This is a genomic window from Serratia sp. YC16, from assembly GCF_009707615.1.
GTDB classification, from domain to species: Bacteria; Pseudomonadota; Gammaproteobacteria; order Enterobacterales; family Enterobacteriaceae; genus Serratia; species Serratia surfactantfaciens.
In genome coordinates, this window is record NZ_WLYN01000008.1 from 42216 (window position 1) to 63634 (window position 21419).

The window sequence follows — 21419 nt, forward strand, 5'->3', positions numbered from 1 at the left end:
TTAATTGTCGCGTTCAATAATGAAGCTGGCTAACGCTCGCAATGGCGCTGTGTTATAAGATTGCGCTGCCAAAGTGTCTAATGCAGCTAATGCTTCCTGATAGAGATCCCACGCTTTTGCTTTCGCGCTGTCAAGCCCGAGTAACGCCGGGTAGGTACTCTTTCCGTGTTGTTGGTCCGCTCCCTGGCGCTTACCGATTTTCTCAGTTTCGCCGACAACGTCCAAAATGTCATCCTGCACCTGGAACGCCAGGCCGACCGCAGCGGCGTAACGATCCAGCTGCGGTAGCGCCGCTCGTCCGGCTTCGCCGGCGCTCAGCGCGCCCAGTCGCACCGCCGCGCGGATCAACGCGCCGGTTTTGTGGCGGTGGATCTGCTCCAGCGCCTGCAGGTCGACGTGCTTGCCTTCGGCTTCCAGATCCAACGATTGGCCGCCGCACATGCCGGCTACGCCGCTGGCGCTCGCCAGTTCGGAGACCATCGCCAGCCGATCGCGCAGCGCCACGTCGGGCATCTCGGCATCGGCCAGGATTGAAAATGCCAGCGTTTGCAGCGCATCGCCGGCCAGGATAGCGTTGGCTTCGCCGAATTTAATGTGACAGGTCGGCTGGCCGCGGCGCAGATCGTCATCGTCCATCGCCGGCAGATCGTCGTGGATCAGCGAGTAGGCGTGAATGCATTCCACCGCCGCCGCCGGCGCGTCCAGGTTGGTCAGCGACACGCCGAACATCTGGCCGGTGGTGTACACCAGGAACGGGCGCAGGCGCTTGCCGCCCAGTAAGGCGCCGTGACGCATCGCCGCCACCATGTTGCCGTCATTGAACGGCAGCGGGGCGATGAAATCCAGCAGCGCGCGATCTGCGCGCTGGCGGAACATCTGCAATTGATCGGCAAAAGCGGCCGATGGGGCGATTTCAGACATGTCGGTTACTCGGCATCCGGTGTGAAAGGCGCCAGCGCCGCATCATCGGCGCTGTCGTTAAGGAGTATCTGCACACGCTGTTCCGCCTGCTGCAGTTTTTGCTGGCCTTGACGCGCCAGCTGCACGCCGCGTTCGAATTCGTTCAGCGCGTCTTCCAGCGGCAGTTCGCCTGACTCCAGACGCGTCACGATGCTTTCCAGCTCGCCGAGGGCGCTTTCAAAGCTGGCAGTTTGCTCTGTACTGGCTGATTGTGCTGGTTTTTTCGGCATAATTTTCTTTTTACGTCATCATGTGAACCGTGGTGCCAGAGCCTATCCTAGCGGATCTTGATTAGCAAATCATGGCGCTCATGTGTGGTTTTGTGCGCAGAGCACGGCGATATGGTGATATACTCCGCGCCGTAATTCTTATCTGACAACAAAGACCGCCATGAAGTTTATCATTAAATTGTTCCCGGAAATCACCATCAAGAGCCAATCTGTGCGCTTGCGCTTTATCAAGATTCTCTCGACCAATATTCGCAACGTCCTGAAGCAGTATGATGAAACGCTGGCGGTCGTCCGTCACTGGGATCATATCGAAGTTCGCGCCAAAGATGAAAACCAGCGGCCGATCATTGCCGACGCGCTGACGCGCATTCCCGGCATCCACCATATTCTGGAAGTGGAAGATCGCGCTTATACCGATATCCACCACATCTTCGAGCAGACGCTGGAAGCCTACCGCGCCCAGCTGGAAGGCAAAACCTTCTGCGTGCGCGTCAAGCGCCGCGGCAAGCAGGCGTTCAACTCGCAGGACGTGGAGCGCTACGTCGGCGGCGGTTTGAATCAGCATATCGAGAGCGCGCGCGTTAACCTGACCCGCCCGCAGGTCACGGTAAACCTGGAGATCGAAGACGACAAGCTGATGCTGGTCAAACGCCGTCTCGAAGGCATCGGCGGTTACCCGGTCGGCACCCAGGAAGACGTGATGTCGCTGATTTCCGGCGGTTTCGACTCGGGCGTGTCCAGCTATATGCTGATGCGTCGCGGTTGCCGCGTGCACTTCTGCTTCTTCAACCTGGGCGGCGCCGCGCACGAGATCGGCGTGAAGCAGGTGGCGCATTATCTGTGGAATCGTTTCGCCAGTTCGCACAAGGTGCGCTTCGTCGCCATCGACTTCGAGCCGGTGGTGGGTGAGATCCTGGAGAAAGTCGACGACGGTCAGATGGGCGTGGTGCTCAAGCGCATGATGGTGCGTGCCGCTTCGCAAGTGGCCGAACGCTACGGCGTGCAGGCGCTGGTGACCGGTGAGGCGCTGGGGCAGGTCTCCAGCCAGACGCTGACCAACCTGCGTCTGATCGATAACGCGTCCGACACCCTGATCCTGCGTCCGCTGATTTCGCACGATAAAGAGCACATCATCAAGCTGGCGCGCGAAATCGGCACCGAAGACTTCGCCAAAACCATGCCGGAATATTGCGGCGTGATTTCGAAGAGCCCGACGGTGAAAGCCGTCAAGGCCAAGATAGAAGAGGAAGAGAGCCACTTCGATTTCAGCATTCTCGATCGGGTGGTGAGCGAGGCCAAGAACGTCGATATTCGCTCTATCGCCGAGCAGGCGCAGGAGCAGGTGACCGAGGTGGAAACCGTCGCGGCCTTTGGTGCCGACGAGGTGATCCTGGATATCCGTTCCAACGACGAACAGGAAGAGAAGCCGCTGCAGCTGGAACAGGTTGAAGTGAAAGCGCTGCCGTTCTACAAGCTGAGCACCCAGTTCGGCGATCTGGATCAGAGCAAAACCTATCTGCTGTACTGCGAGCGCGGCGTGATGAGCCGTCTGCAGGCGCTGTACCTGCTGGAGCAGGGTTTCAGCAACGTGAAGGTTTATCGCCCGTAACGCGTGGAGCGCCATAAACGATAAGGGCTGAACCGGTGTTCAGCCCTTTTTTTATCGGCAAATCGTTCAGTCGCGGAAATCGTACATCCCGGGGATCAACACCAGCTGCGCGGCGATCTCCGCCGCCTTGGCCTTGCCAAGCAGCAGATCGATCAGTTTCAGCGCAAACTCCATTGCGGTGCCCGGCCCCTGGCTGGTGAGCAGGTTAACGCGAGCGTCGTACACCACGCGGCGTTCCATCCATTTATCCGCCGGTATCTGGTCTTTCAGGCCCGGGAAGCCGGTCATGTTGCCGACCGGGAACAGATCGTGGTGCTGCAGCACCAGCGCAGGCGCTGCGCAGATGGCGGCGACGATGTTGCCCTGCAGATGCATTTGCCGCACCTTTTCCACCAGCAGCGGGCTGTCGCGGAAGCATTCCGCTCCCTTCAGGCCGCCGGGCAGTACGATGGCGTCGAAAGGCTCATCGACGATCGCCACCAGCGGCGCATCGGCCAGCAGTTTGACGCCGCGCGAACAGACGATAGTCAACTCGCCGTCGCCGGCAACGCTGGCGGTGGTGACTTTTACGCCCGCCCGCACCAGCAGATCGATGGTGGTGACGGCTTCGGTTTCTTCACTACCAGGTGCCAGGCAGACCAGCGCCGATACGCTCATATTCATTTTCCTTTCGTTTAATCAGTTCAAACAGTCGCGCATTCTCCGGCAGCGTGAGGCCGTGGCTGCGCGCGCGGCGCAGCAGGTAGCCGGTGATGTAGTCGATCTCGGTGTGCCGCTGGCTGCGGATATCCTGCAGCATCGACGAAACGTTGTCGGCGGTGCTGTGGATTACGTCCATGACATATTGCATCAGGCCTTCGCAAGAGGTGTGGTAACCCTCCATCGCCATCACACTGGCGACTTCACGACACAGCGTTTCGATCTGCTCCGGGTAGCGCTGCAGATCGCCGTTGCGGCAGCCGTACAGCGCCGTCAGCGGGTTGATCACGCAGTTGACCGCCAGCTTGCGCCAGTTGGCCGAGGCGATGTTGTTGTGCCAGGCGACGTCGGGCAGCGCCTGATGCAGCACTTCCGCCAGGTGGCTGAGGCGTTGGGCGGCCGGCGAGGTCGGCCCGATGTGGGTGATGCCGGTGGCGACGTGAATAATGGTGCTGCCTTCGTGGCGCGCGGCGTGGGTGGTGGTGCCCTGCAGAATGGGCTGGCCGTTCGGCGGCAGCTCCTCCTGAGTGCCCATGCCGTTGTGCAGCAGCAAGATGGCGCACTGGGGGTTAAGCTTCGGCAGCAGCGCGCTGACCGCGCTGGACACTTGCCAGGCTTTCAGCGTCACCAGCAGCAGCTCGCTTTGCGCCAGATGCTCCGGATCGTTGGTGGGCAGATTGCGATTGAACGAGACGCCTTCCGGCTCTATCACGTTCACGGCGCAAAAAGGCTGAGGCACTCTTAGCCATCCCTGTACATCGTGGCCCTGCTGATACAGCCGGGAGAGCCACAGTTGTCCGAGCGCGCCGCAACCAAGAATGGTTATTTTCATTCAGTCTCCTTGGAAACACGGGAATACCGCTCAATTACCGTGAATTAACTATAGGCTTTATGGCAGCCCGAAGCGCTATCCCTGCGTGCGTTCAGCAGATTTTGTCTGAGGCGGCAAAGCGGTTATCATGCTCGGCATCAAAATCGCCTAAGCTATTAGGCACTCATTCAGGAGGAAGAAGTATGCCATCTTTCGACATCGTTTCCGAAATTGATATGCAGGAAGTGCGTAACGCCGTTGAGAACGCCACCCGCGATCTCGGCACCCGCTGGGATTTTCGCAACGTGCCGGCCAGCTTTGAGCTAAACGAGAAAGACCAAAGCATCAAGGTTGCCACCGAGTCTGATTTTCAGGTGCAGCAGCTGCTCGACATTCTGCGCGAAAAGCTGAGCAAGCGCAGCATCGACGGCGCCGCGCTGGAGATCCCGGAAGAATTTACCCACAGCGGTAAAACCTACAGCGTGGAAGCCAAGCTGAAGCAGGGGATTGAAACCACCGTGGCGAAGAAAATCGTCAAGCTGATCAAAGACAGCAAGCTGAAGGTGCAGGCGCAGATCCAGGGCGAAGAAGTGCGGGTGACCGGCAAGTCGCGCGACGATTTGCAGAGCGTGATGGCGCTGGTGCGCGGCGGCGATCTGGGGCAGCCGTTCCAGTTCAAGAACTTCCGCGATTAATCTCTACAGGGCCGGCATTGCCGGCCCTGATTCTTTACAGCGAATTGACCAGCGCTTCCAGCTGACCGCGATTGGTCTGCTTGGTATCCACCTTGACGTAGGCGCTGCGCTCCTCCGGCACCACGATCGCCTCGGCCACGCCGGGCTGCGCCTTCAGGCGGCTTTCCAGCGCCGAATCCTTCACCGCCAGTTCCGACAGCGTAATGCGCAGGCTGCTGACATACGGCGGCTCTTTCATCGTGCTGCTGACCAGGAACCAGACTGCAGCCAATACGGCGCCGGCGATAAACACCAAGCCTGCCCCCTGCAAACCGTAAAGCCAGCCGCCAAGGCTGCCGCCGATCGCCACGCCGATAAACTGGCTGGTGGAGTAGACCCCCATCGCCGTGCCTTTGTAGCCGGCCGGTGATTCTTTGCTGATCAGCGAAGGCAGAATGGCTTCCATCACGTTGAAGGCCATAAAGAACAGCTGCACGCCGGCGATGATGCCCCACAGGTGCATGCCGGAGAGCCACAGCAGCACTTCGGCACAGAACAGCACCGCCACGCAGCCCATAAATACCTGCTTCATGCGGCGATATTTTTCGGCATAGATGATGAAAGGCACCACGGCAGCGAACGACACCAGCATGGTCACCAGATAGACGATCCAGTGCTCGCTGGCCGCCAGCCCGGCTTTTTCCATCGCCAGCGGCAGCGCCACGAAGCTGGACATCAGCAGGATATGCAGACACATGATGCCAAAGTTGAGCTTCAGCAGGCGCGAATTGCTCAGCACTTTGCGGAAGCTGCCGCGCACGATGCTGGACTCGCGATTCAACAGATGGGTGTCGGCGGAAGGCACCACCGTCAAGGTGATGACAATGCCGGCCAGCGCCAGCACGGCGATCATCCAGAACAGCGCGTGCAGGCCGAAAGCGTGGGTGATGACAGGCCCCACGACCATGGCGATGGCGAAGGTGATGCCAAAGCTGACGCCGATAAACGCCATCGCCTTGGTACGGTTCTGCTCGCGGGTCAGATCGGAGAGCAGCGCCATCACCGCGGCGGCGATGGCGCCGGAGCCCTGCAACGCGCGGCCGAGGATCACGCCCCAGATAGAGTCGGTGACGGCGGCGATCACGCTGCCGAGGGCAAAGATCAGCAGGCCGCCGACGATCAGCGGCTTGCGGCCGATGCGATCGGACACCAGGCCGAATGGGATCTGAAACACCGCCTGCGCCAGGCCGTAGATGCCGATGGCGATGCCGATCAGCGCTTCGCTGGCGCCGTTGAGCGCCATGCCGTAGGTAGTCAGCACCGGCAATACCATAAACATGCCGAGCATGCGCAGGGAAAATACGGTGCCCAATCCCCAGGTGGCGCGGCGCTCCTGCGGGGTCATTGAATTATCGTTCACATCAAACCTCGGTAAAAACCATGCCATCAGACGTTGAGACAGCGCCTGATGGCATGATTTCTGTAAAGCTGCGTCATTTTAGTGTGCAGGGCAGGGGGGGTAAATCGAATGTTGTTTAACAGATATTACAGTTCGAGCGCTTTTCGGCGTGACAAATAAAATGGGCCGCATACGCGGCCCATTCATAGATGATTTGGCTTACCAAACGTAGGTCACCAGCGCTTCAGGCGCCGCCGTGGCGCTGAAGTCGATCGACATCATCACGCTCAGCGAGGTGATGGCGACGATGGAGAACACGAACAGTTTACGCGCCCAGACGCTGTCGTTTTCGGTTTTGTAACCGCGCAGCGCCATGCCGAGCCACCATACGCTCACCGCCGCAGCGACGATCAGGTATTTGTAGCCGGCATAACCCACCAGAGTCAGCATCAACGTGGCGATCATAAACGCCAGGATGTAGACCGTGATGTGGTTCTTGGCGACGGAAATGCCTTTCACCACCGGCAGCACCGGAATGTTGGCCGCCTGGTAATCTTTAAAGCGGAAGATAGCGATCGCATAAGAATGCGGCATCTGCCACAGGCTAAAGATAGCCAGCAGGATCAACGCGCCGGCGTCGAACTCGTTGGTCACTGCGCAGTAGCCGATAACCGGCGGCGCAGCGCCCGACAAGCTGCCGATCAGCGTGCCGTAGACCGAGTGGCGTTTCATGTACAGGCTGTAAACGCCGACATAAACCACGAAGCCCATCACCGCCAGCCACATGGCCAGCGGGTTGGCCGCGATATACAGCAACGCGAAGCCCACAATACCCAACACGGTCGCATAAACCAGGGTGACACTCGGCGCGATCAGGCCTTTTACCAGCACCCGATTCTTCGTTCTCTCCATTTTCTTGTCGATGTCGCGGTCGATGTAGTTGTTAAACACACAGCCCGACGCGACCACCAACGAGACACCCACCAGGGTGGCGAGAAACAGGGGATAGTCGATGCTCCCTTTGGAAGCGAGCAGGAATCCCCCAACGACAGAAATTAAATTGCCGAAAATAATTCCTGGTTTAGTGACTTGCAGGTATTGCTTAATCATCACGTGCAGCTCAGCTCTTAATCGACCATCATATTGATGTTGAGGTTGTACATAATCCAGAGTGAACCTACAACAACGATACCGATGATCATAGCGGTGAACAGCAATGCCACCAGGTTCCAGCGCTCTTCCGATGAGGTGTTCATGTGCAGGAAGTAAACCAGGTGAACAATCACCTGGATAACCGCCATACCGACAACAACCGCCAGGATGGTGGAATGAGAGGCTGTGCCGTTCATTACCATCGCAAATGGAATTACCGTCAGGATGATCGACAGGATAAAGCCGACCAGGTATGACTTCACGCTGCCGTGGCTTGCGCCGCCGTGAGAGGTTTCATGGGATGAATGGCTCATTACATAACCCCCAGCAGGTAGACAACGGTAAATACGCAGATCCAGACCACGTCCAGGAAGTGCCAGAACAGGCTCAGGCACATCAGGCGGGTTTTGTTGGTCGCAGTCAGGCCGAACTTGCTCACCTGAATCATCATCACGATGATCCAAATCAGGCCGGAAGTTACGTGCAGACCGTGGGTGCCGACCAGCGCGAAGAAGCTGGACAGGAACGCGCTGCGATCCGGACCGAAGCCTTCGGCGATCAGGTGATGGAATTCATAGATTTCCATCGCCACGAAGCCCAGACCAAACAGGAAGGTCAGGAACAACCAGGTGTTTACACCGCCAACTTTACCCTTGTTCATGGCGATCATCGCCATGCCGTAGGTGATGGAGCTGAACAACAGCAGGAAGGTTTCGACCAGGACAAACTTCAGGTCGAAGATGTCTTTGCCGGTAGGACCGCCCGCGGTCCCGTTCACCAGGACTGCATAAGTCGCGAACAAGCTCGCAAACAAAATACAGTCGCTCATCAGGTAGATCCAGAATCCGAAGACCTTGGTCTCACCCGCGTCGTGGTGCCCATGCTCTGCATGGGCTGCGTTATGATTGGTCAGAGTTTCAGTTGACATGGTTCACGCCTGCTTTACGGATTTGTTCGTAGTGTTGGTTCTCAATGCGCTCGATTTCATCAACCTGCACATAGTAGTCAACATCGTGATCGAAGCTCTTGCCGATCCAGACAACGATCATACCGATGAAGCCAGCCAGAGCCATCCACCAGATTTCCCAAATCATTGCGAAACCGAATACCAGGCTGAAGAAGGCGATGATAACGCCGGCGCCGGTGTTCTTAGGCATATGAATCGGTTCGTATTTAGCCGGTTTCTTATAGGCTTCGCCTTTTTCTTTCATGTCCCAGAACTCGTCACGGTCATGAATCTGAGGCACTACGGCAAAGTTATAGAACGGCGGTGGAGACGAAGTTGACCACTCCAGAGTACGAGCACCCCATGGGTCACCGGTCAGATCGCGGTTCTGTTCGCGGTCACGGATACTGACGAAGATCTGGGTCAGCTGGCACAGGATGCCGCAGGCGATCAGCGCCGCACCGCCGGCTGCAACCAGCAGCAGAGGGTGGAACTCAGGGTTGATGTTCTGGCTGATACGACGGGTCATGCCCATAAAGCCCAATGCGTACAGCGGCATGAAGGCGGTGAAGAAGCCGATGATCCAGAACCAGAAAGCGCGGATGCCCCATTTTTCGTTCAGCGTGAAGCCGAAGGATTTCGGGAACCAGTAGGTCAGGCCCGCGAAGCAACCGAACACCACGCCGCCGATGATGACGTTGTGGAAGTGAGCGATCAGGAACAGGCTGTTGTGCAGCACGAAGTTCGCGCCCGGCACCGCCAGCAGAACGCCGGTCATACCACCCACGGAGAAGGTGATGATGAAGCCAACGGTCCACAGCATCGCGGAGTTGAGCTTGATGCGGCCCTGATACATGGTGAACAGCCAGTTGAAGATTTTCACCCCGGTCGGGATGGAAATGATCATGGTGGCGATACCGAAGAAGGCGTTAACGTTCGCGCCGGACCCCATGGTGAAGAAGTGGTGCAGCCAGACGATGAACGACAGAACGGTGATCGCGATGGTTGCCCATACCAGTGAGGTATAGCCGAACAGGCGTTTTCTGGAGAAGGTCGCGGTGACTTCGGAGAACACACCGAACACCGGCAGAACCAGGATATACACCTCTGGGTGACCCCAGGCCCAAATCAGGTTGATGTACATCATCATGTTGCCGCCCATATCATTGGTGAAGAAATGGGTGCCCAGATAGCGATCCAGGGTCAGCAACGCGATGGTGACGGTCAGAATTGGGAAAGAAACGATGATCAGGACGTTAGTACACAGCGCCGCCCAGGTGAACACCGGCATCTTCATCATAGGCATGCCAGGGGCACGCATCTTCAGAATGGTGGCGAAGAAGTTCACGCCGGTCAGCAGGGTACCCAGACCGGAAATCTGCAGACTCCAGATCCAGTAATCGACCCCGACGCCAGGACTGTACTCTTTACCCGACAGCGGCGGATACGCCAGCCAACCGGTCTGAGCGAACTCACCGACCCCCAGGGAGATGTTGATCAGCACAACGCCCACCACGAAGAACCAGAAGCTCAGGGAGTTCAGGAACGGGAAGGCGACGTCGCGCGCACCGATTTGCAGCGGCACCACGACGTTCATCAGGCCGACCACGAAAGGCATCGCCATGAAGAAGATCATGATAACGCCGTGCGCGGTGAAGATCTGGTCGTAGTGGTGCGGCGGCAGGAACCCGGCTTCGCCGGCGGACGCCAACGCCTGCTGGCTACGCATCATGATGGCGTCGGCGAAGCCGCGCAGCAGCATGACCATCGCCACGATGATGTACATGATACCAATTTTTTTATGGTCGACCGAAGTCAGCCATTCGCTCCACAACCACTTCCATTTGCCGAAATACGTCAGCAGCGCCAGCACTGCCAGGCCCCCGACGATAATTGCGGCTACGGTGACCATGATGATCGGTTCGTGGTACGGAACCGCATCAAGTGTTAATTTTCCCAACATCAGTTATTCCTCGGCTCCGGCGTGAGCAGCATGTTCACCCATGTCCATACCTTGGCTCATGTCCATGCCTTCGTGCGCGCCAGCGCCCTTGTGCATATCCATGTCGCCCATGAATTTGGCAATTGTTTCTTTGAACAAATTCGGTTTGACAGCGGCAAAGTACTCAACCGGGTTGTTTTCACTCGGCTCTGCCAGTTTGTTAAAGTCGTCGGTGGTGTTCAGGTTTTTAGACGATGCCTTCACCTTGGCCACCCACTGATCGAAGTCACCTTCGGTCGGGGTAACAATCGCGGTGAATTTCATACCGGAGAAGCCTGCGCCGCTGTAGCTGCTCGAGATGCCCTTGTAGGCACCGGCTTCGTTGCCGATCAGGTGCAGTTTGGTCTGCATGCCGGCCATCGCATAAATCTGTCCACCCAACTGCGGGATAAAGAACGAGTTCATTACCGAGTTAGAGGTGATCTTGAATTCGACTGGAACATCTTTCGGGAAAGCCAGCTCATTAACAGTCGCAATGCCTTGTTCCGGGTAGATGAACAGCCATTTCCAGTCGAGCGACACCACTTCGATCGTCATCGGCTTCTTGTCGGTGACAATCGGCTTGAACGGGTCGAGTTCGTGGGTGGTCTTCCAGGTAATGGTGCCAAGGATGGCGATGATAATGATAGGAATGGTCCAGACGACCGCTTCGATCTTGTTGGAGTGGGCCCAGTTCGGACTGTACTTGGCGTCTTTGTTGGAAGCGCGATACTTCCAGGCAAAGGCGAACGCCATGAAGATAACTGGCACCACCACGATCAACATCAACGCGATTGCAGTGATAATCAGTGTCCGTTGCTCAACACCAATTGCTCCTTTGGGATTCATCAAAACCATATCGCAGCCACTGAGCAATACAGTGCCTGCGATTAATGACAGCATCCCAATACTTTTATTGTATTTCTTAAGTCTCATCTAACGACCTCAATAACAAAGGCTCAATTGTCGTTTCATGTGTGCGGGCATTTTACGGGAAGGTTGCAGTACTGTAAACATGCTTAAGGGAGTGTCAGCGGCTTGTTGACACTTTCTGTTAAGGGGGTCACAGATGTAACCCTGCGTGACAATTTACCAATGACAACAACGCGTTGGCACGCTGAATCGTGACGAGCAGCCCGTATGTTAAGGAAAACTAAAGGTATGATGAATTTGGCGAAGAAATGCACGGCGGGGAAATACGCAGAAAAGGTTTATTTAATGTAAAATAATTGTGTCTTAAAGGTGAATTTAATTTTATTTCCGAGTGCGGCAGTCGGATAAAAAAATAATTTCCGCGCCGATTATCTTTTTTTACCAAAATAAATATACCCGCGGATCGCTTTTTTTTCGGCCGGCGCTATCGCCGGCCGGTCAGATTATGCCAAACGGGTGCGGCGCAGCGCCAGGTAATCCAACGTACTGCCCATTGCGACGCCGAGCAGGCTCAGCGCGGCGCCGGCCTGCAGCAGCCGATCGGCCAACTGTGGGGCCTGGGTCCAGTCCAGCGCATTGGCGATCAGCAGCAGCAGCCACAGGCCCAGCAGCGAACAGCCTAGCGTCAGCAGGCGCAGCGCCCAGCGGTAAGATCCTGAAAACTCGGTGCGCGGCATAAAGTCGCCATGCTGCTGGGTGTGCTCCAGCGTTTGGCGGCAGACGCCGAGCAGCAGCAAGCCGGGCAGGGCGGCGGCGATCGAGAACAGGTAGAACAGCGGCCAGCCGTGAGCTTCGACGAACCAGCCGGCGATCGGGCCGACATAAACGCGGCCCACGGCGGACAGCGCCGACAGCAGCGCGAACTGGGTGGCGGAGAACGACCGGTTGCACAGCGTCATCAGCAGCGCGACGAAGGCCGCGGTGCCCATGCCGCCGCACAGGTTTTCGAGGAAGATGGCGCTGCCCATGGTGAGCAGGCTCTTGTCGGTCACCGCCAGGATCCAATACCCGAGGTTGGACACCGCCTGCAGGATGCCGAACAGCATCAGGGCGCGGAACAGGGTAAGGCGCTGCATCAGCACGCCGCCGAACAGGGCGCCGACGATGGTGGCGAACAGGCCGAGGGTCTTGTTCACCAGCCCCACTTCACCGGCGTCGAACCCCACGCCGCGGATCAGGAAGGTGGTACTCAGGCTGCCGGCGAAGGCGTCGCCCATTTTGTACATCACGATCAGCAGCAGGATCAGCCAGGCGTTGTTGCGGCCAAAGAAATCGCGCAGCGGCGCGACGACCGCCTGTTCCATGGTGCGCGGCGCCGGGATGCTTTCATCCGGCTCCGGCGCCAGCAGCGTGGCGGCTAGGCCGATCAGCATCAATCCTGCCATCAGCCAGTAGGTGGTTTGCCAGCCGAAATAGCGATCCGCCAGCCACAGTGCCAGGCCGCCGGAAACCAGCATCGCCAGCCGGTAACCCAGCACCGAGATCGCCGCGCCCGCGCCGCGTTCTTCGGCTTTCAACAGATCGGTTTTATAGGCGTCGAACACGATATCCTGCGAGGCGGAGCAGAACGCCACCAGCACCGCCAACGCCGCCAGCCACCACAGATGCTGCGCGGGCTGCATAAAGCCCATCGCCACGATCGCCGCCACCAGCAGCAGCTGGCTGATCAGCAGCCAACCGCGCCTCCGCCCAAGGAACGGGGGGGTATAGCGGTCCATGAAGGGTGACCAGAGGAATTTGAAGACGTAGGCCTGGCCCACCAGCGAGAAGATGCCGATGGTTTTCAGATCGATGTTTTCGACGGTCATCCAGGCTTGCAGCGTGCCGGAGGTCAATGCCAGCGGCAGACCCGACGCGAAGCCCAGCAGCAGCAGAATGGCGGAGTTACGCTGGGTGAAGATGTTCAGATAGTGTTTCGACATGAGTTCCCTGTCTGCGCCGCCCGATCCGCCGGGCGGCGCAAGGCGCGTCGATTAACGCGCGTTTTGCTTGATAAAGTCGTTGACGCTGGTGTCCTGCGCCATGTCGGCGATCACGTCGCCCAGCACGGAGTTGACGGCGTCGGTGATCTTCTCATTGGTGGCCGTGAAGGCGCCCTGCACGTTATAGGTAGAGCGGTAATTTTTCACCTGCTTGTTGCCGTTCTTCGCCTGGGCGATGATCGAGATGTCGGCTTTGGTGGTGATGTTGTAGCGCAGGTTGCCTTCGGAGACGTCCGCGTACAGGTTATTGACGACGATCTGCAGCGCGACCGGGCCGTCGGCGCCGATCATGTAACCGCGAGCGCCCATCTGTTTCTCCAGCACTTCCTGCAGCAGGAAGCGCAGATCGCGCGATGGCGTCAGCGTGACCAGTTGGCCGTCGCGATTCACTTTGGCCAGCGCCTGATCGGTGCGCTGATCCGCGCCGTTGATGCTGATGGTGATGCCTTGCAGGGTTGGATCCTGCTGTGGCAGAACGATTTTCGGCGTGACGTTCAGGGTGTTGCTGCTGGTCGCGCAGCCGGCCAGCAGCAGGGCGGCCAGCAAAGGAAGACAAAGTTTCTTTAACATGTTTTCTGTCTCATTCTCGATGGATTTAGCAATAATCAGAGCGGGATAGCCGACAACAAATTGCCGACATCATAGCATCGCCGCCGTGCGGTGGAAGCGCGGAAGGCGCCTGAGTGACAAATTTTTACCTGCCGTTGATAAAAACACGCTTTTTTGGCCCGCTCAATCGGATAATCCCCCAAGCGGTGGGGATGGCGCTCATCCTCTGACCGCAGAAAAGAGAAATTTGTCCAGGTGATGGTCTAAACGGGGGAAAACCGGCTAATATTGAACTAGATGGGCACGGTCCTCTGCCGGTGTTGTAAGGAGATCCTATGATTCGCGAGCAAATAGAAGCAAAGTTAAGGGCGGCGTTTGAGCCCGCGTATCTGGAAGTCGTTGATGAAAGCTATCGTCATAACGTTCCGGCGGGTTCAGAAAGTCATTTCAAAGTGGTATTGGTCAGCGATCGCTTCGTCGGCGAACGGTTTCTGACGCGTCACCGCTCCATCTACGGCGTACTGTCGGAAGAGCTGGCCGATGGCGTACACGCGCTGGCGCTGCACACCTATACGCTCAAAGAGTGGGAAGGATTGCAGGATACCGTGCCGGCCTCGCCGCCGTGCCGCGGCGCCGGGACGCTGGCCTGAGGGGGAAATTTTCAGGTATCAGTGGAACTTTGCCCTCGAATTAGGGTATTACTACTGACGAATTTTGAAACGGCCTGCGGGCCGTTTCTGTTTTTGACGACGACGCGGCCGATGCGCAATATGGCCAACGTTCGGTCTGTTTTGGCGGCCTTTTGGCGATTGAATCGACAAAAGTGTGAGTTTTAGCGCGCCTGCGCCGCCTAGCTTTCCTCGACTCGCCATGCATGCGCCGCTATAATGTCGCGTCTTATTTTTCCGGAATGGTTTCGGGACGCTTCTGTCATCAGGGAACTCGGTTCTTATTTGTAGCCGTCCTGGTTCTTGGAACGGAGTTGACCGAGCACTGTGATTTTTTTGAGGTAACAAGATGCAAGTTTCAGTAGAAACCACTCAAGGCCTTGGGCGCCGTCTCTCTATTACTGTACCGGCTGATACTATCAAGCAGGCGGTGAAGAAAGAGCTGATCAACGCAGCGAAAAGCGTGCGTATCGACGGCTTCCGCAAAGGCAAAGTGCCGATGAACATCGTGGAACAGCGTTACGGCGCCTCTGTTCGTCAGGACGTGCTGGGCGAAGCGATGCAGCGCAGCTTCGTTGACGCGATCATCAAAGAAAAGATTAATCCGGCCGGCGCACCAAACTACGTGCCGGGCGAGTACAAAGAAGGTGAAGACTTCACTTTCGCCGTTGAATTCGAAGTGTATCCAGAAGTTGAGCTGAAAGGCCTGGAAAACATCGAAGTTGAAAAACCAGTGGTTGAAGTGAACGACGAAGACGTCGACGCGATGCTGGACACTCTGCGCAAGCAGCAGGCGACCTGGAAAGAAACCGATCGCGCAGCGGAAGCTGAAGATCGCGTGACCGTTGACTTCACCGGTTCTATCGACGGTGAAGAGTTCGAAGGCGGCAAAGCGTCCGACTTCGTGCTGGCAATGGGCCAGGGCCGCATGATCCCAGGCTTCGAAGAAGGTCTGGTCGGCCACAAAGCGGGCGAAGAGTTCTCCATCGACGTGAACTTCCCGGAAGATTACCACGCGGAAAACCTGAAGGGCAAAGCGGCCAAATTCGCTATCGTGCTGAAGAAAGTTGAAGAGCGCGAGCTGCCGGAACTGACCGAAGAGTTCATCAAGCGTTTCGGCGTGGCGGACGGTTCCGTTGCCGGCCTGCGCACCGAAGTTCGCAAGAACATGGAGCGCGAGCTGAAAGGCGCCGTGCGTAACCGCATCAAGTCTCAGGCGATCGAAGGCCTGGTGAGCGCGAACGAAATCGACGTGCCTGCTGCACTGATCGACGGCGAAATCGACGTGCTGCGCCGTCAGGCTGCACAGCGTTTCGGCGGCAACGAGAAGCAAGCGCTGGAACTGCCACGCGAGCTGTTCGAAGAGCAAGCGAAACGCCGCGTAGTGGTTGGCCTGCTGCTGGGCGAAGTGATCAGCACCAATGAGCTGAAAGCTGACGAAGACCGCGTGAAGACGCTGATCGAAGAAATGGCTTCCGCCTACGAAGATCCGAGCGAAGTCATCGAGTTCTACAGCAAAAACAAAGAGCTGATGAACAACATGCGCAACGTGGCTCTGGAAGAGCAAGCGGTTGAAGCCCTGCTGGCCAAAGCGAAAGTGACTGAAAAAGCCACTACCTTCAGCGAGCTGATGAACCAGACCCAACAGGCGTAATGCCTGCGTGACGGGCGCGATGAACGGCGCCCCCGGTTTCGCCTGGCGAACCGGCGCGCGATGAAAAAGCCCGCAACCCCAGGTTGCGGGCTTTTCTTTTGGCCACGTTGCTGATTAATCTCAGGTTAAGCGGGGCAATATGCACTATATTTACCCTGTTGCCTGGGGAACTGGCTGGCATGATAAAGGTCAGAATAACGGCATCGTTTCCGGCGCGCGGAGAAAATCGGCTTCTGGGCTTGAAATCGCGCCGGGCTCCCCCCATCTGTAAAGAATAATTCTGGGGCTGTTTGCCAAAGTGCGCGGGATGAAATAACCGTCGGGTACGTGTGGCGCGGGTCGAATGCTTGAGCATAGTCATCATGGCCGTTCTCAAGTAGAATCGGCGTATTAGGGTGACACCCTGGCCGCCAAGGCAATTTCTATTAGGAGACGGTAATGTCATACAGTGGCGAACGAGATCAATTTGCACCGAACATGGCGCTGGTGCCGATGGTGGTAGAGCAGACTTCACGCGGGGAGCGTTCTTACGACATCTATTCCCGCCTGCTGAAAGAGCGCATCATTTTCCTGACCGGCCAGGTGGAAGATCACATGGCCAACCTGATCGTGGCGCAAATGCTGTTCCTCGAGGCGGAAAGCCCGGAAAAAGACATTTTCCTCTATATCAACTCGCCGGGCGGGGTGATCACCGCGGGCATGTCGATTTACGACACCATGAAGTTCATCAAGCCGGACGTCAGCACCATCTGTATGGGCCAGGCGTGCTCGATGGGTTCCTTCCTGCTGACCGCCGGCGCCAAAGGCAAACGTTTCTGTCTGCCGAATTCGCGCGTGATGATTCACCAGCCGCTGGGCGGCTACCAGGGCCAGGCGACGGACATCGAAATCCACGCGCGCGAAATCCTCAAGGTGAAAGCGCGCATGAATGAACTGATGGCCGAGCATACCGGCCAGCCGCTGGAGCAGATCGAGCGCGACACCGAGCGCGATCGCTTTATGACCGCGGAAGAAGCCGTGGAATACGGCCTGGTTGACGGCATTCTGACACACCGCAGCTAGAACCACGCGGCGCCGATGGACTATAGTAATCAGAGTGGGCGGGGGCTCGCTCTGTTGTGGCCCCTCGGCGTTCCCGATATGAGTTTGGGCGCACTGCCGCCGTGATTTTCCTGCGGGACAAGACTAAAGAAGAGGTTTGACTGATGACAGATAAGCGCAAAGACGGTTCAGGAAAGCTGCTGTACTGCTCTTTTTGCGGCAAAAGCCAGCATGAAGTGCGTAAGCTGATTGCCGGGCCGTCAGTGTATATCTGCGATGAATGTGTCGATCTGTGTAACGACATTATTCGCGAAGAGATTAAAGAAGTTGCCCCGCATCGTGAGCGCAGTGCGCTGCCGACGCCGCACGAGATCCGCCACCACCTGGATGACTACGTCATCGGCCAGGAGCAGGCGAAGAAAGTGCTGGCGGTTGCGGTGTACAACCACTACAAACGCCTGCGCAACGGCGATACCAGCAACGGTATCGAGTTGGGCAAGAGCAACATCTTGCTGATCGGCCCGACCGGCAGCGGCAAGACCCTGCTGGCGGAAACGCTGGCGCGCTTCCTGGACGTGCCGTTCACCATGGCCGACGCCACCACGCTGACCGAAGCCGGTTACGTGGGCGAGGACGTGGAAAATATTATCCAGAAGCTGCTGCAAAAATGTGACTATGACGTGCAGAAAGCGCAGCGCGGCATCGTTTATATCGATGAAATCGATAAGATTTCCCGCAAGTCCGACAACCCGTCGATCACGCGTGACGTTTCGGGTGAAGGCGTGCAGCAGGCGCTGCTGAAGCTGATTGAAGGCACCATCGCCGCGGTTCCGCCGCAGGGTGGGCGCAAGCATCCGCAGCAGGAGTTCCTGCAGGTCGACACCTCCAAGATCCTGTTTATCTGCGGCGGCGCATTCGCCGGCCTGGATAAGGTGATCGGCCAGCGTGTCAACACCGGTTCCGGCATCGGTTTCGGCGCGACCGTCAAGGGCGAATCAGAGAAGGCCACCGAAGGCGAACTGTTGCTGCAGGCCGAGCCGGAAGACCTGATCAAGTTCGGTCTGATCCCTGAGTTCATCGGCCGTCTGCCGGTGGTGGCGACCCTGAGCGAGCTGAGCGAAGACGCGCTGATTCAGATCCTGAAAGAGCCGAAGAACGCCTTGACCAAGCAGTATCAGGCGCTGTTCAACCTGGAAGGCGTGGAGCTGGAGTTCCGCGACGAAGCGCTGAATGCCATCGCCAAGAAAGCCATGGCGCGCAAAACCGGCGCCCGCGGCCTGCGTTCCATCGTGGAAGGCGCGCTGCTCGACACCATGTACGATCTGCCGTCGATGGACAGCGTAGACAAAGTGGTGATCGACGAGTCGGTCATCGCCGGCCAATCCAAGCCGCTGCTGATTTACGGCAAGCCGGAAGCGCAGGCGTCTGGCGAATAATTAGCCAGTTAAACCAGAGCGTTATCAGCAAAATGGGGGATTTCATCCCCCATTTCTTTTTCCTGCATTCTTGCCGTTGAATGTAAGAGATTCATCCCCATATACTCATTAACCAGATTTTATGAAACGTTAGATGCTTGCGTCTCATGAGATTCCCCCTCAACCTGGCGGAAATTAAACTAAGAGAGAGCTCTATGAACCCTGAGCGTTCCGAACGCATTGAAATCCCCGTCTTGCCATTGCGCGACGTGGTGGTTTATCCGCACATGGTGATCCCGTTATTTGTTGGCCGGGAAAAATCGATTCGGTGCCTCGAAGCCGCAATGGATCACGATAAGAAGATCATGCTGGTGGCACAGAAAGAGGCCTCAACGGATGAACCTGGCATTAACGACTTGTTCTCGGTTGGCACCGTAGCGTCGATCCTGCAGATGCTGAAGCTGCCGGACGGCACGGTAAAAGTGCTGGTCGAGGGGCTGCAGCGCGCACGCATCACTACGCTGTCCGACAGCGGTGAGCATTTCGCCGCGCAGGCGGAATACCTCGAGTCGCCGGCGATTGACGAGCGTGAGCAGGAAGTGCTGGTGCGCACCGCGATCAATCAGTTTGAAGGCTATATCAAACTGAACAAGAAAATCCCGCCGGAGGTGCTGACTTCACTGAACAGCATCGACGACGCCGCGCGCCTGGCGGACACCATCGCCGCCCACATGCCGCTGAAACTCAGCGACAAGCAGTCGGTGCTCGAGATGTCCGATATCACCGAGCGTCTGGAATACCTGATGGCGATGATGGAGTCGGAGATCGACCTGCTGCAGGTTGAGAAACGCATCCGCAACCGCGTCAAGAAGCAGATGGAGAAGAGCCAGCGCGAGTACTATCTGAATGAGCAGATGAAGGCGATTCAGAAAGAACTGGGCGAGATGGACGACGCGCCGGACGAGCACGAAGCGCTGAAGCGCAAGATCGATGCGGCGAAGATGCCGAAAGAGGCGCGCGAGAAAACCGAAGCGGAACTGCAAAAGCTGAAGATGATGTCGCCGATGTCGGCGGAAGCGACCGTGGTGCGCGGCTACATCGATTGGATGCTGCAGGTGCCGTGGAACGCGCGCAGCAAGGTGAAAAAAGACCTGGTCAAGGCACAGGAAGTGCTCGATACCGATCACTACGGCCTGGAGCGGGTCAAGGATCGCATCCTCGAGTACCTCGCGGTGCAGAGCCGCGTCAGCAAAATCAAAGGGCCTATCCTGTGTCTGGTAGGGCCGCCGGGCGTGGGCAAAACCTCGCTTGGGCAGTCGATCGCCAAAGCGACCGGGCGCCAGTACGTGCGCATGGCGTTGGGCGGCGTGCGTGACGAAGCGGAAATCCGCGGCCACCGCCGTACCTACATCGGATCGATGCCGGGCAAACTGATCCAGAAAATGGCCAAGGTGGGGGTGAAGAACCCGCTGTTCCTGCTGGATGAGATCGACAAGATGTCTTCCGACATGCGCGGCGATCCGGCTTCCGCTCTGCTGGAGGTGCTGGATCCGGAACAGAACGTGGCGTTCAACGACCACTACCTGGAAGTGGATTACGATCTGTCCGACGTGATGTTCGTCGCCACCTCGAACTCGATGAACATTCCTGCGCCGCTGCTGGACCGTATGGAAGTGATCCGCCTGTCGGGTTATACCGAGGACGAGAAGCTCAATATCGCCAAGCAGCACCTGCTGCCGAAGCAGCTTGAGCGCAATGCGCTGAAAAAAGGCGAACTGACGGTCGACGACAGCGCCATTATCGGCATCATTCGCTTCTACACCCGCGAAGCCGGGGTGCGCAGCCTGGAGCGCGAAATCTCCAAACTGTGCCGTAAAGCGGTGAAAACGCTGCTGATGGACAAAAAGCGCAAGCATATCGAGATCAACGGCGACAACCTGAAGGATTACCTGGGCGTGCAGCGCGTCGATTACGGCCGTGCGGATACCGAAAACCGCGTGGGCGAAGTCACCGGGCTGGCGTGGACGGAAGTGGGCGGCGATCTGCTGACCATCGAAACCGCCTGCGTGCCGGGCAAAGGCAAGCTGACCTATACCGGTTCTCTGGGTGAAGTGATGCAGGAATCGATTCAGGCTGCGCTGACCGTGGTGCGCGCGCGCGCGGAGAAACTGGGCATCAACGCCGATTTCTACGAGAAGCGCGACATCCACGTGCACGTGCCGGAAGGGGCGACGCCGAAAGACGGCCCGAGCGCCGGTATTGCGATGTGCACCGCGCTGGTCTCCTGCCTGACCGGCAACCCGGTACGCGCCGATGTGGCGATGACCGGCGAGATCACGCTGCGCGGTCAGGTGTTGCCGATCGGCGGCCTGAAAGAGAAGCTGTTGGCGGCGCATCGCGGCGGCATCAAAACCGTGCTGATCCCTTATGAGAACAAGCGCGATCTGGAAGAGATTCCGGACAATGTTATCGCCGATCTGGAGATTCATCCGGTGCAGCGAATCGATGAAGTTTTGAACATTGCGTTGCAAAACCCGGCCTTCGGCGCACTGCCGGTAGCGGCAAAATAGTGACGAATCGCAAAAACCATTGATAAAACTTATACTGGCAAGCCATTTCGGACTTGCCAGTATTTTTTTGTACCGCTAAGTTAGATCTCTGTCGGCCCGCGTTTTGCCACCCAGTCGGTGGCTTGCCAAGGTTCGATGGGATTGAT

The 21419-nt window shown here is 57.5% G+C and carries 19 protein-coding genes; 7 read left to right on the plus strand and 12 right to left on the minus strand.

The window, feature by feature from the left end; all coding sequences use genetic code 11:
- Together ispA and xseB are read right to left on the minus strand one after the other, a co-directional pair.
- Positions 1–921, minus strand: a complete 921-nt coding sequence (ispA, locus tag GKN89_RS19325) for a (2E,6E)-farnesyl diphosphate synthase (protein ID WP_019454202.1) — start codon at positions 919–921, stop codon at positions 1–3.
- A gap of 5 nt (positions 922–926) precedes the next feature.
- Positions 927–1190, minus strand: coding sequence for an exodeoxyribonuclease VII small subunit (gene xseB / locus GKN89_RS19330; protein ID WP_015376838.1), 264 nt, complete (start codon positions 1188–1190; stop codon positions 927–929).
- 160 nt (positions 1191–1350) lie between these two features.
- On the opposite strand from xseB, the gene thiI reads away from it, so the two are divergent.
- Positions 1351–2799, plus strand: coding sequence for a tRNA uracil 4-sulfurtransferase ThiI (thiI, locus tag GKN89_RS19335; RefSeq protein WP_004940377.1), 1449 nt, complete (start codon positions 1351–1353; stop codon positions 2797–2799).
- 66 nt (positions 2800–2865) lie between these two features.
- Here the strand turns inward: thiI and yajL are convergent, their stop codons facing one another.
- Complete coding sequence (yajL, locus tag GKN89_RS19340; RefSeq protein ID WP_019454200.1) at positions 2866–3456, minus strand: protein deglycase YajL; 591 nt, start codon at positions 3454–3456, stop codon at positions 2866–2868.
- Positions 3419–4330, minus strand: a complete 912-nt coding sequence (panE, locus tag GKN89_RS19345) for a 2-dehydropantoate 2-reductase (protein ID WP_074055229.1) — start codon at positions 4328–4330, stop codon at positions 3419–3421. Before panE ends, yajL begins: the two co-directional genes overlap by 38 nt.
- A 182-nt stretch (positions 4331–4512) precedes the next feature.
- Here panE and GKN89_RS19350 point away from each other — a divergent pair, with 182 nt between their 5' ends.
- Positions 4513–5004 carry a YajQ family cyclic di-GMP-binding protein gene (locus GKN89_RS19350; RefSeq protein ID WP_019454198.1) on the plus strand — a complete coding sequence of 164 codons (492 nt, stop codon included), beginning with the start codon at positions 4513–4515 and terminating at the stop codon, positions 5002–5004.
- A 34-nt stretch (positions 5005–5038) separates the two neighbouring features.
- Here the strand turns inward: GKN89_RS19350 and GKN89_RS19355 are convergent, their stop codons facing one another.
- The 8 genes from GKN89_RS19355 to GKN89_RS19390 all read right to left on the minus strand — a co-directional run bounded on the left by GKN89_RS19355 (position 5039) and on the right by GKN89_RS19390 (position 13946).
- Entirely contained in the window at positions 5039–6403 is a 1365-nt protein-coding gene (locus GKN89_RS19355; RefSeq protein ID WP_063918841.1) for an MFS transporter, read from the minus strand.
- Between the two features lie 198 nt (positions 6404–6601).
- On the minus strand, positions 6602–7492 hold the full coding sequence (gene cyoE, locus GKN89_RS19360; protein WP_019454196.1) for a heme o synthase: 891 nt from the start codon (positions 7490–7492) through the stop codon (positions 6602–6604).
- Between the two features lie 17 nt (positions 7493–7509).
- Positions 7510–7848 (minus strand): cytochrome o ubiquinol oxidase subunit IV, encoded by a 339-nt coding sequence (locus tag GKN89_RS19365; RefSeq protein ID WP_019454195.1) that lies wholly within the window; start codon positions 7846–7848, stop codon positions 7510–7512.
- Positions 7848–8462 carry a cytochrome o ubiquinol oxidase subunit III gene (locus GKN89_RS19370; protein WP_154747581.1) on the minus strand — a complete coding sequence of 205 codons (615 nt, stop codon included), beginning with the start codon at positions 8460–8462 and terminating at the stop codon, positions 7848–7850. Before GKN89_RS19370 ends, GKN89_RS19365 begins: the two co-directional genes overlap by 1 nt.
- Positions 8452–10443, minus strand: a complete 1992-nt coding sequence (cyoB, locus tag GKN89_RS19375; RefSeq protein WP_004940366.1) for a cytochrome o ubiquinol oxidase subunit I — start codon at positions 10441–10443, stop codon at positions 8452–8454. The genes GKN89_RS19370 and cyoB overlap by 11 nt, the downstream gene beginning before the upstream one ends.
- Before the next feature lie 3 nt (positions 10444–10446).
- On the minus strand, positions 10447–11397 hold the full coding sequence (gene cyoA, locus GKN89_RS19380; protein ID WP_004940365.1) for a cytochrome o ubiquinol oxidase subunit II: 951 nt from the start codon (positions 11395–11397) through the stop codon (positions 10447–10449).
- A gap of 440 nt (positions 11398–11837) precedes the next feature.
- On the minus strand, positions 11838–13316 hold the full coding sequence (gene ampG / locus GKN89_RS19385; protein ID WP_154747582.1) for a muropeptide MFS transporter AmpG: 1479 nt from the start codon (positions 13314–13316) through the stop codon (positions 11838–11840).
- A 51-nt stretch (positions 13317–13367) separates the two neighbouring features.
- Positions 13368–13946 carry a lipoprotein gene (locus GKN89_RS19390; RefSeq protein ID WP_025160064.1) on the minus strand — a complete coding sequence of 193 codons (579 nt, stop codon included), beginning with the start codon at positions 13944–13946 and terminating at the stop codon, positions 13368–13370.
- A gap of 314 nt (positions 13947–14260) precedes the next feature.
- Here GKN89_RS19390 and bolA point away from each other — a divergent pair, with 314 nt between their 5' ends.
- From bolA to lon, 5 genes are all read left to right on the plus strand, one after another.
- The gene (gene bolA, locus GKN89_RS19395; RefSeq protein ID WP_004940361.1) at positions 14261–14575 is read left to right on the plus strand and encodes a transcriptional regulator BolA; all 315 of its coding nucleotides are present in this window, start codon (positions 14261–14263) and stop codon (positions 14573–14575) included.
- 367 nt (positions 14576–14942) lie between these two features.
- The gene (gene tig / locus GKN89_RS19400; RefSeq protein WP_025160063.1) at positions 14943–16247 is read left to right on the plus strand and encodes a trigger factor; all 1305 of its coding nucleotides are present in this window, start codon (positions 14943–14945) and stop codon (positions 16245–16247) included.
- Between the two features lie 438 nt (positions 16248–16685).
- Positions 16686–17309: an ATP-dependent Clp endopeptidase proteolytic subunit ClpP gene (gene clpP / locus GKN89_RS19405; protein ID WP_016928858.1), complete on the plus strand. Its 624-nt coding sequence runs from the start codon at positions 16686–16688 to the stop codon at positions 17307–17309.
- A gap of 143 nt (positions 17310–17452) precedes the next feature.
- Positions 17453–18724, plus strand: a complete 1272-nt coding sequence (gene clpX / locus GKN89_RS19410) for an ATP-dependent protease ATP-binding subunit ClpX (protein ID WP_004940354.1) — start codon at positions 17453–17455, stop codon at positions 18722–18724.
- A 194-nt stretch (positions 18725–18918) separates the two neighbouring features.
- Positions 18919–21273 carry an endopeptidase La gene (gene lon, locus GKN89_RS19415; RefSeq protein ID WP_019454189.1) on the plus strand — a complete coding sequence of 785 codons (2355 nt, stop codon included), beginning with the start codon at positions 18919–18921 and terminating at the stop codon, positions 21271–21273.
- Positions 21274–21419: the final 146 nt, after the last annotated feature.

Coding starts and splice junctions, on each gene's coding strand:
- lon (WP_019454189.1), top strand. CDS start 18,919: ATGAACCCTGAGCGTTCCGAACGCATTGAAATCCCCGTCTTGCCATTG.
- thiI (WP_004940377.1), top strand. CDS start 1,351: ATGAAGTTTATCATTAAATTGTTCCCGGAAATCACCATCAAGAGCCAA.
- cyoA (WP_004940365.1), bottom strand. CDS start 11,397: ATGAGACTTAAGAAATACAATAAAAGTATTGGGATGCTGTCATTAATC.
- cyoB (WP_004940366.1), bottom strand. CDS start 10,443: ATGTTGGGAAAATTAACACTTGATGCGGTTCCGTACCACGAACCGATC.
- ispA (WP_019454202.1), bottom strand. CDS start 921: ATGTCTGAAATCGCCCCATCGGCCGCTTTTGCCGATCAATTGCAGATG.
- cyoE (WP_019454196.1), bottom strand. CDS start 7,492: ATGATTAAGCAATACCTGCAAGTCACTAAACCAGGAATTATTTTCGGC.
- clpP (WP_016928858.1), top strand. CDS start 16,686: ATGTCATACAGTGGCGAACGAGATCAATTTGCACCGAACATGGCGCTG.
- GKN89_RS19365 (WP_019454195.1), bottom strand. CDS start 7,848: ATGAGCCATTCATCCCATGAAACCTCTCACGGCGGCGCAAGCCACGGC.
- xseB (WP_015376838.1), bottom strand. CDS start 1,190: ATGCCGAAAAAACCAGCACAATCAGCCAGTACAGAGCAAACTGCCAGC.
- GKN89_RS19350 (WP_019454198.1), top strand. CDS start 4,513: ATGCCATCTTTCGACATCGTTTCCGAAATTGATATGCAGGAAGTGCGT.
- GKN89_RS19390 (WP_025160064.1), bottom strand. CDS start 13,946: ATGTTAAAGAAACTTTGTCTTCCTTTGCTGGCCGCCCTGCTGCTGGCC.
- tig (WP_025160063.1), top strand. CDS start 14,943: ATGCAAGTTTCAGTAGAAACCACTCAAGGCCTTGGGCGCCGTCTCTCT.
- GKN89_RS19370 (WP_154747581.1), bottom strand. CDS start 8,462: ATGTCAACTGAAACTCTGACCAATCATAACGCAGCCCATGCAGAGCAT.
- panE (WP_074055229.1), bottom strand. CDS start 4,330: ATGAAAATAACCATTCTTGGTTGCGGCGCGCTCGGACAACTGTGGCTC.
- ampG (WP_154747582.1), bottom strand. CDS start 13,316: ATGTCGAAACACTATCTGAACATCTTCACCCAGCGTAACTCCGCCATT.
- bolA (WP_004940361.1), top strand. CDS start 14,261: ATGATTCGCGAGCAAATAGAAGCAAAGTTAAGGGCGGCGTTTGAGCCC.
- clpX (WP_004940354.1), top strand. CDS start 17,453: ATGACAGATAAGCGCAAAGACGGTTCAGGAAAGCTGCTGTACTGCTCT.
- yajL (WP_019454200.1), bottom strand. CDS start 3,456: ATGAGCGTATCGGCGCTGGTCTGCCTGGCACCTGGTAGTGAAGAAACC.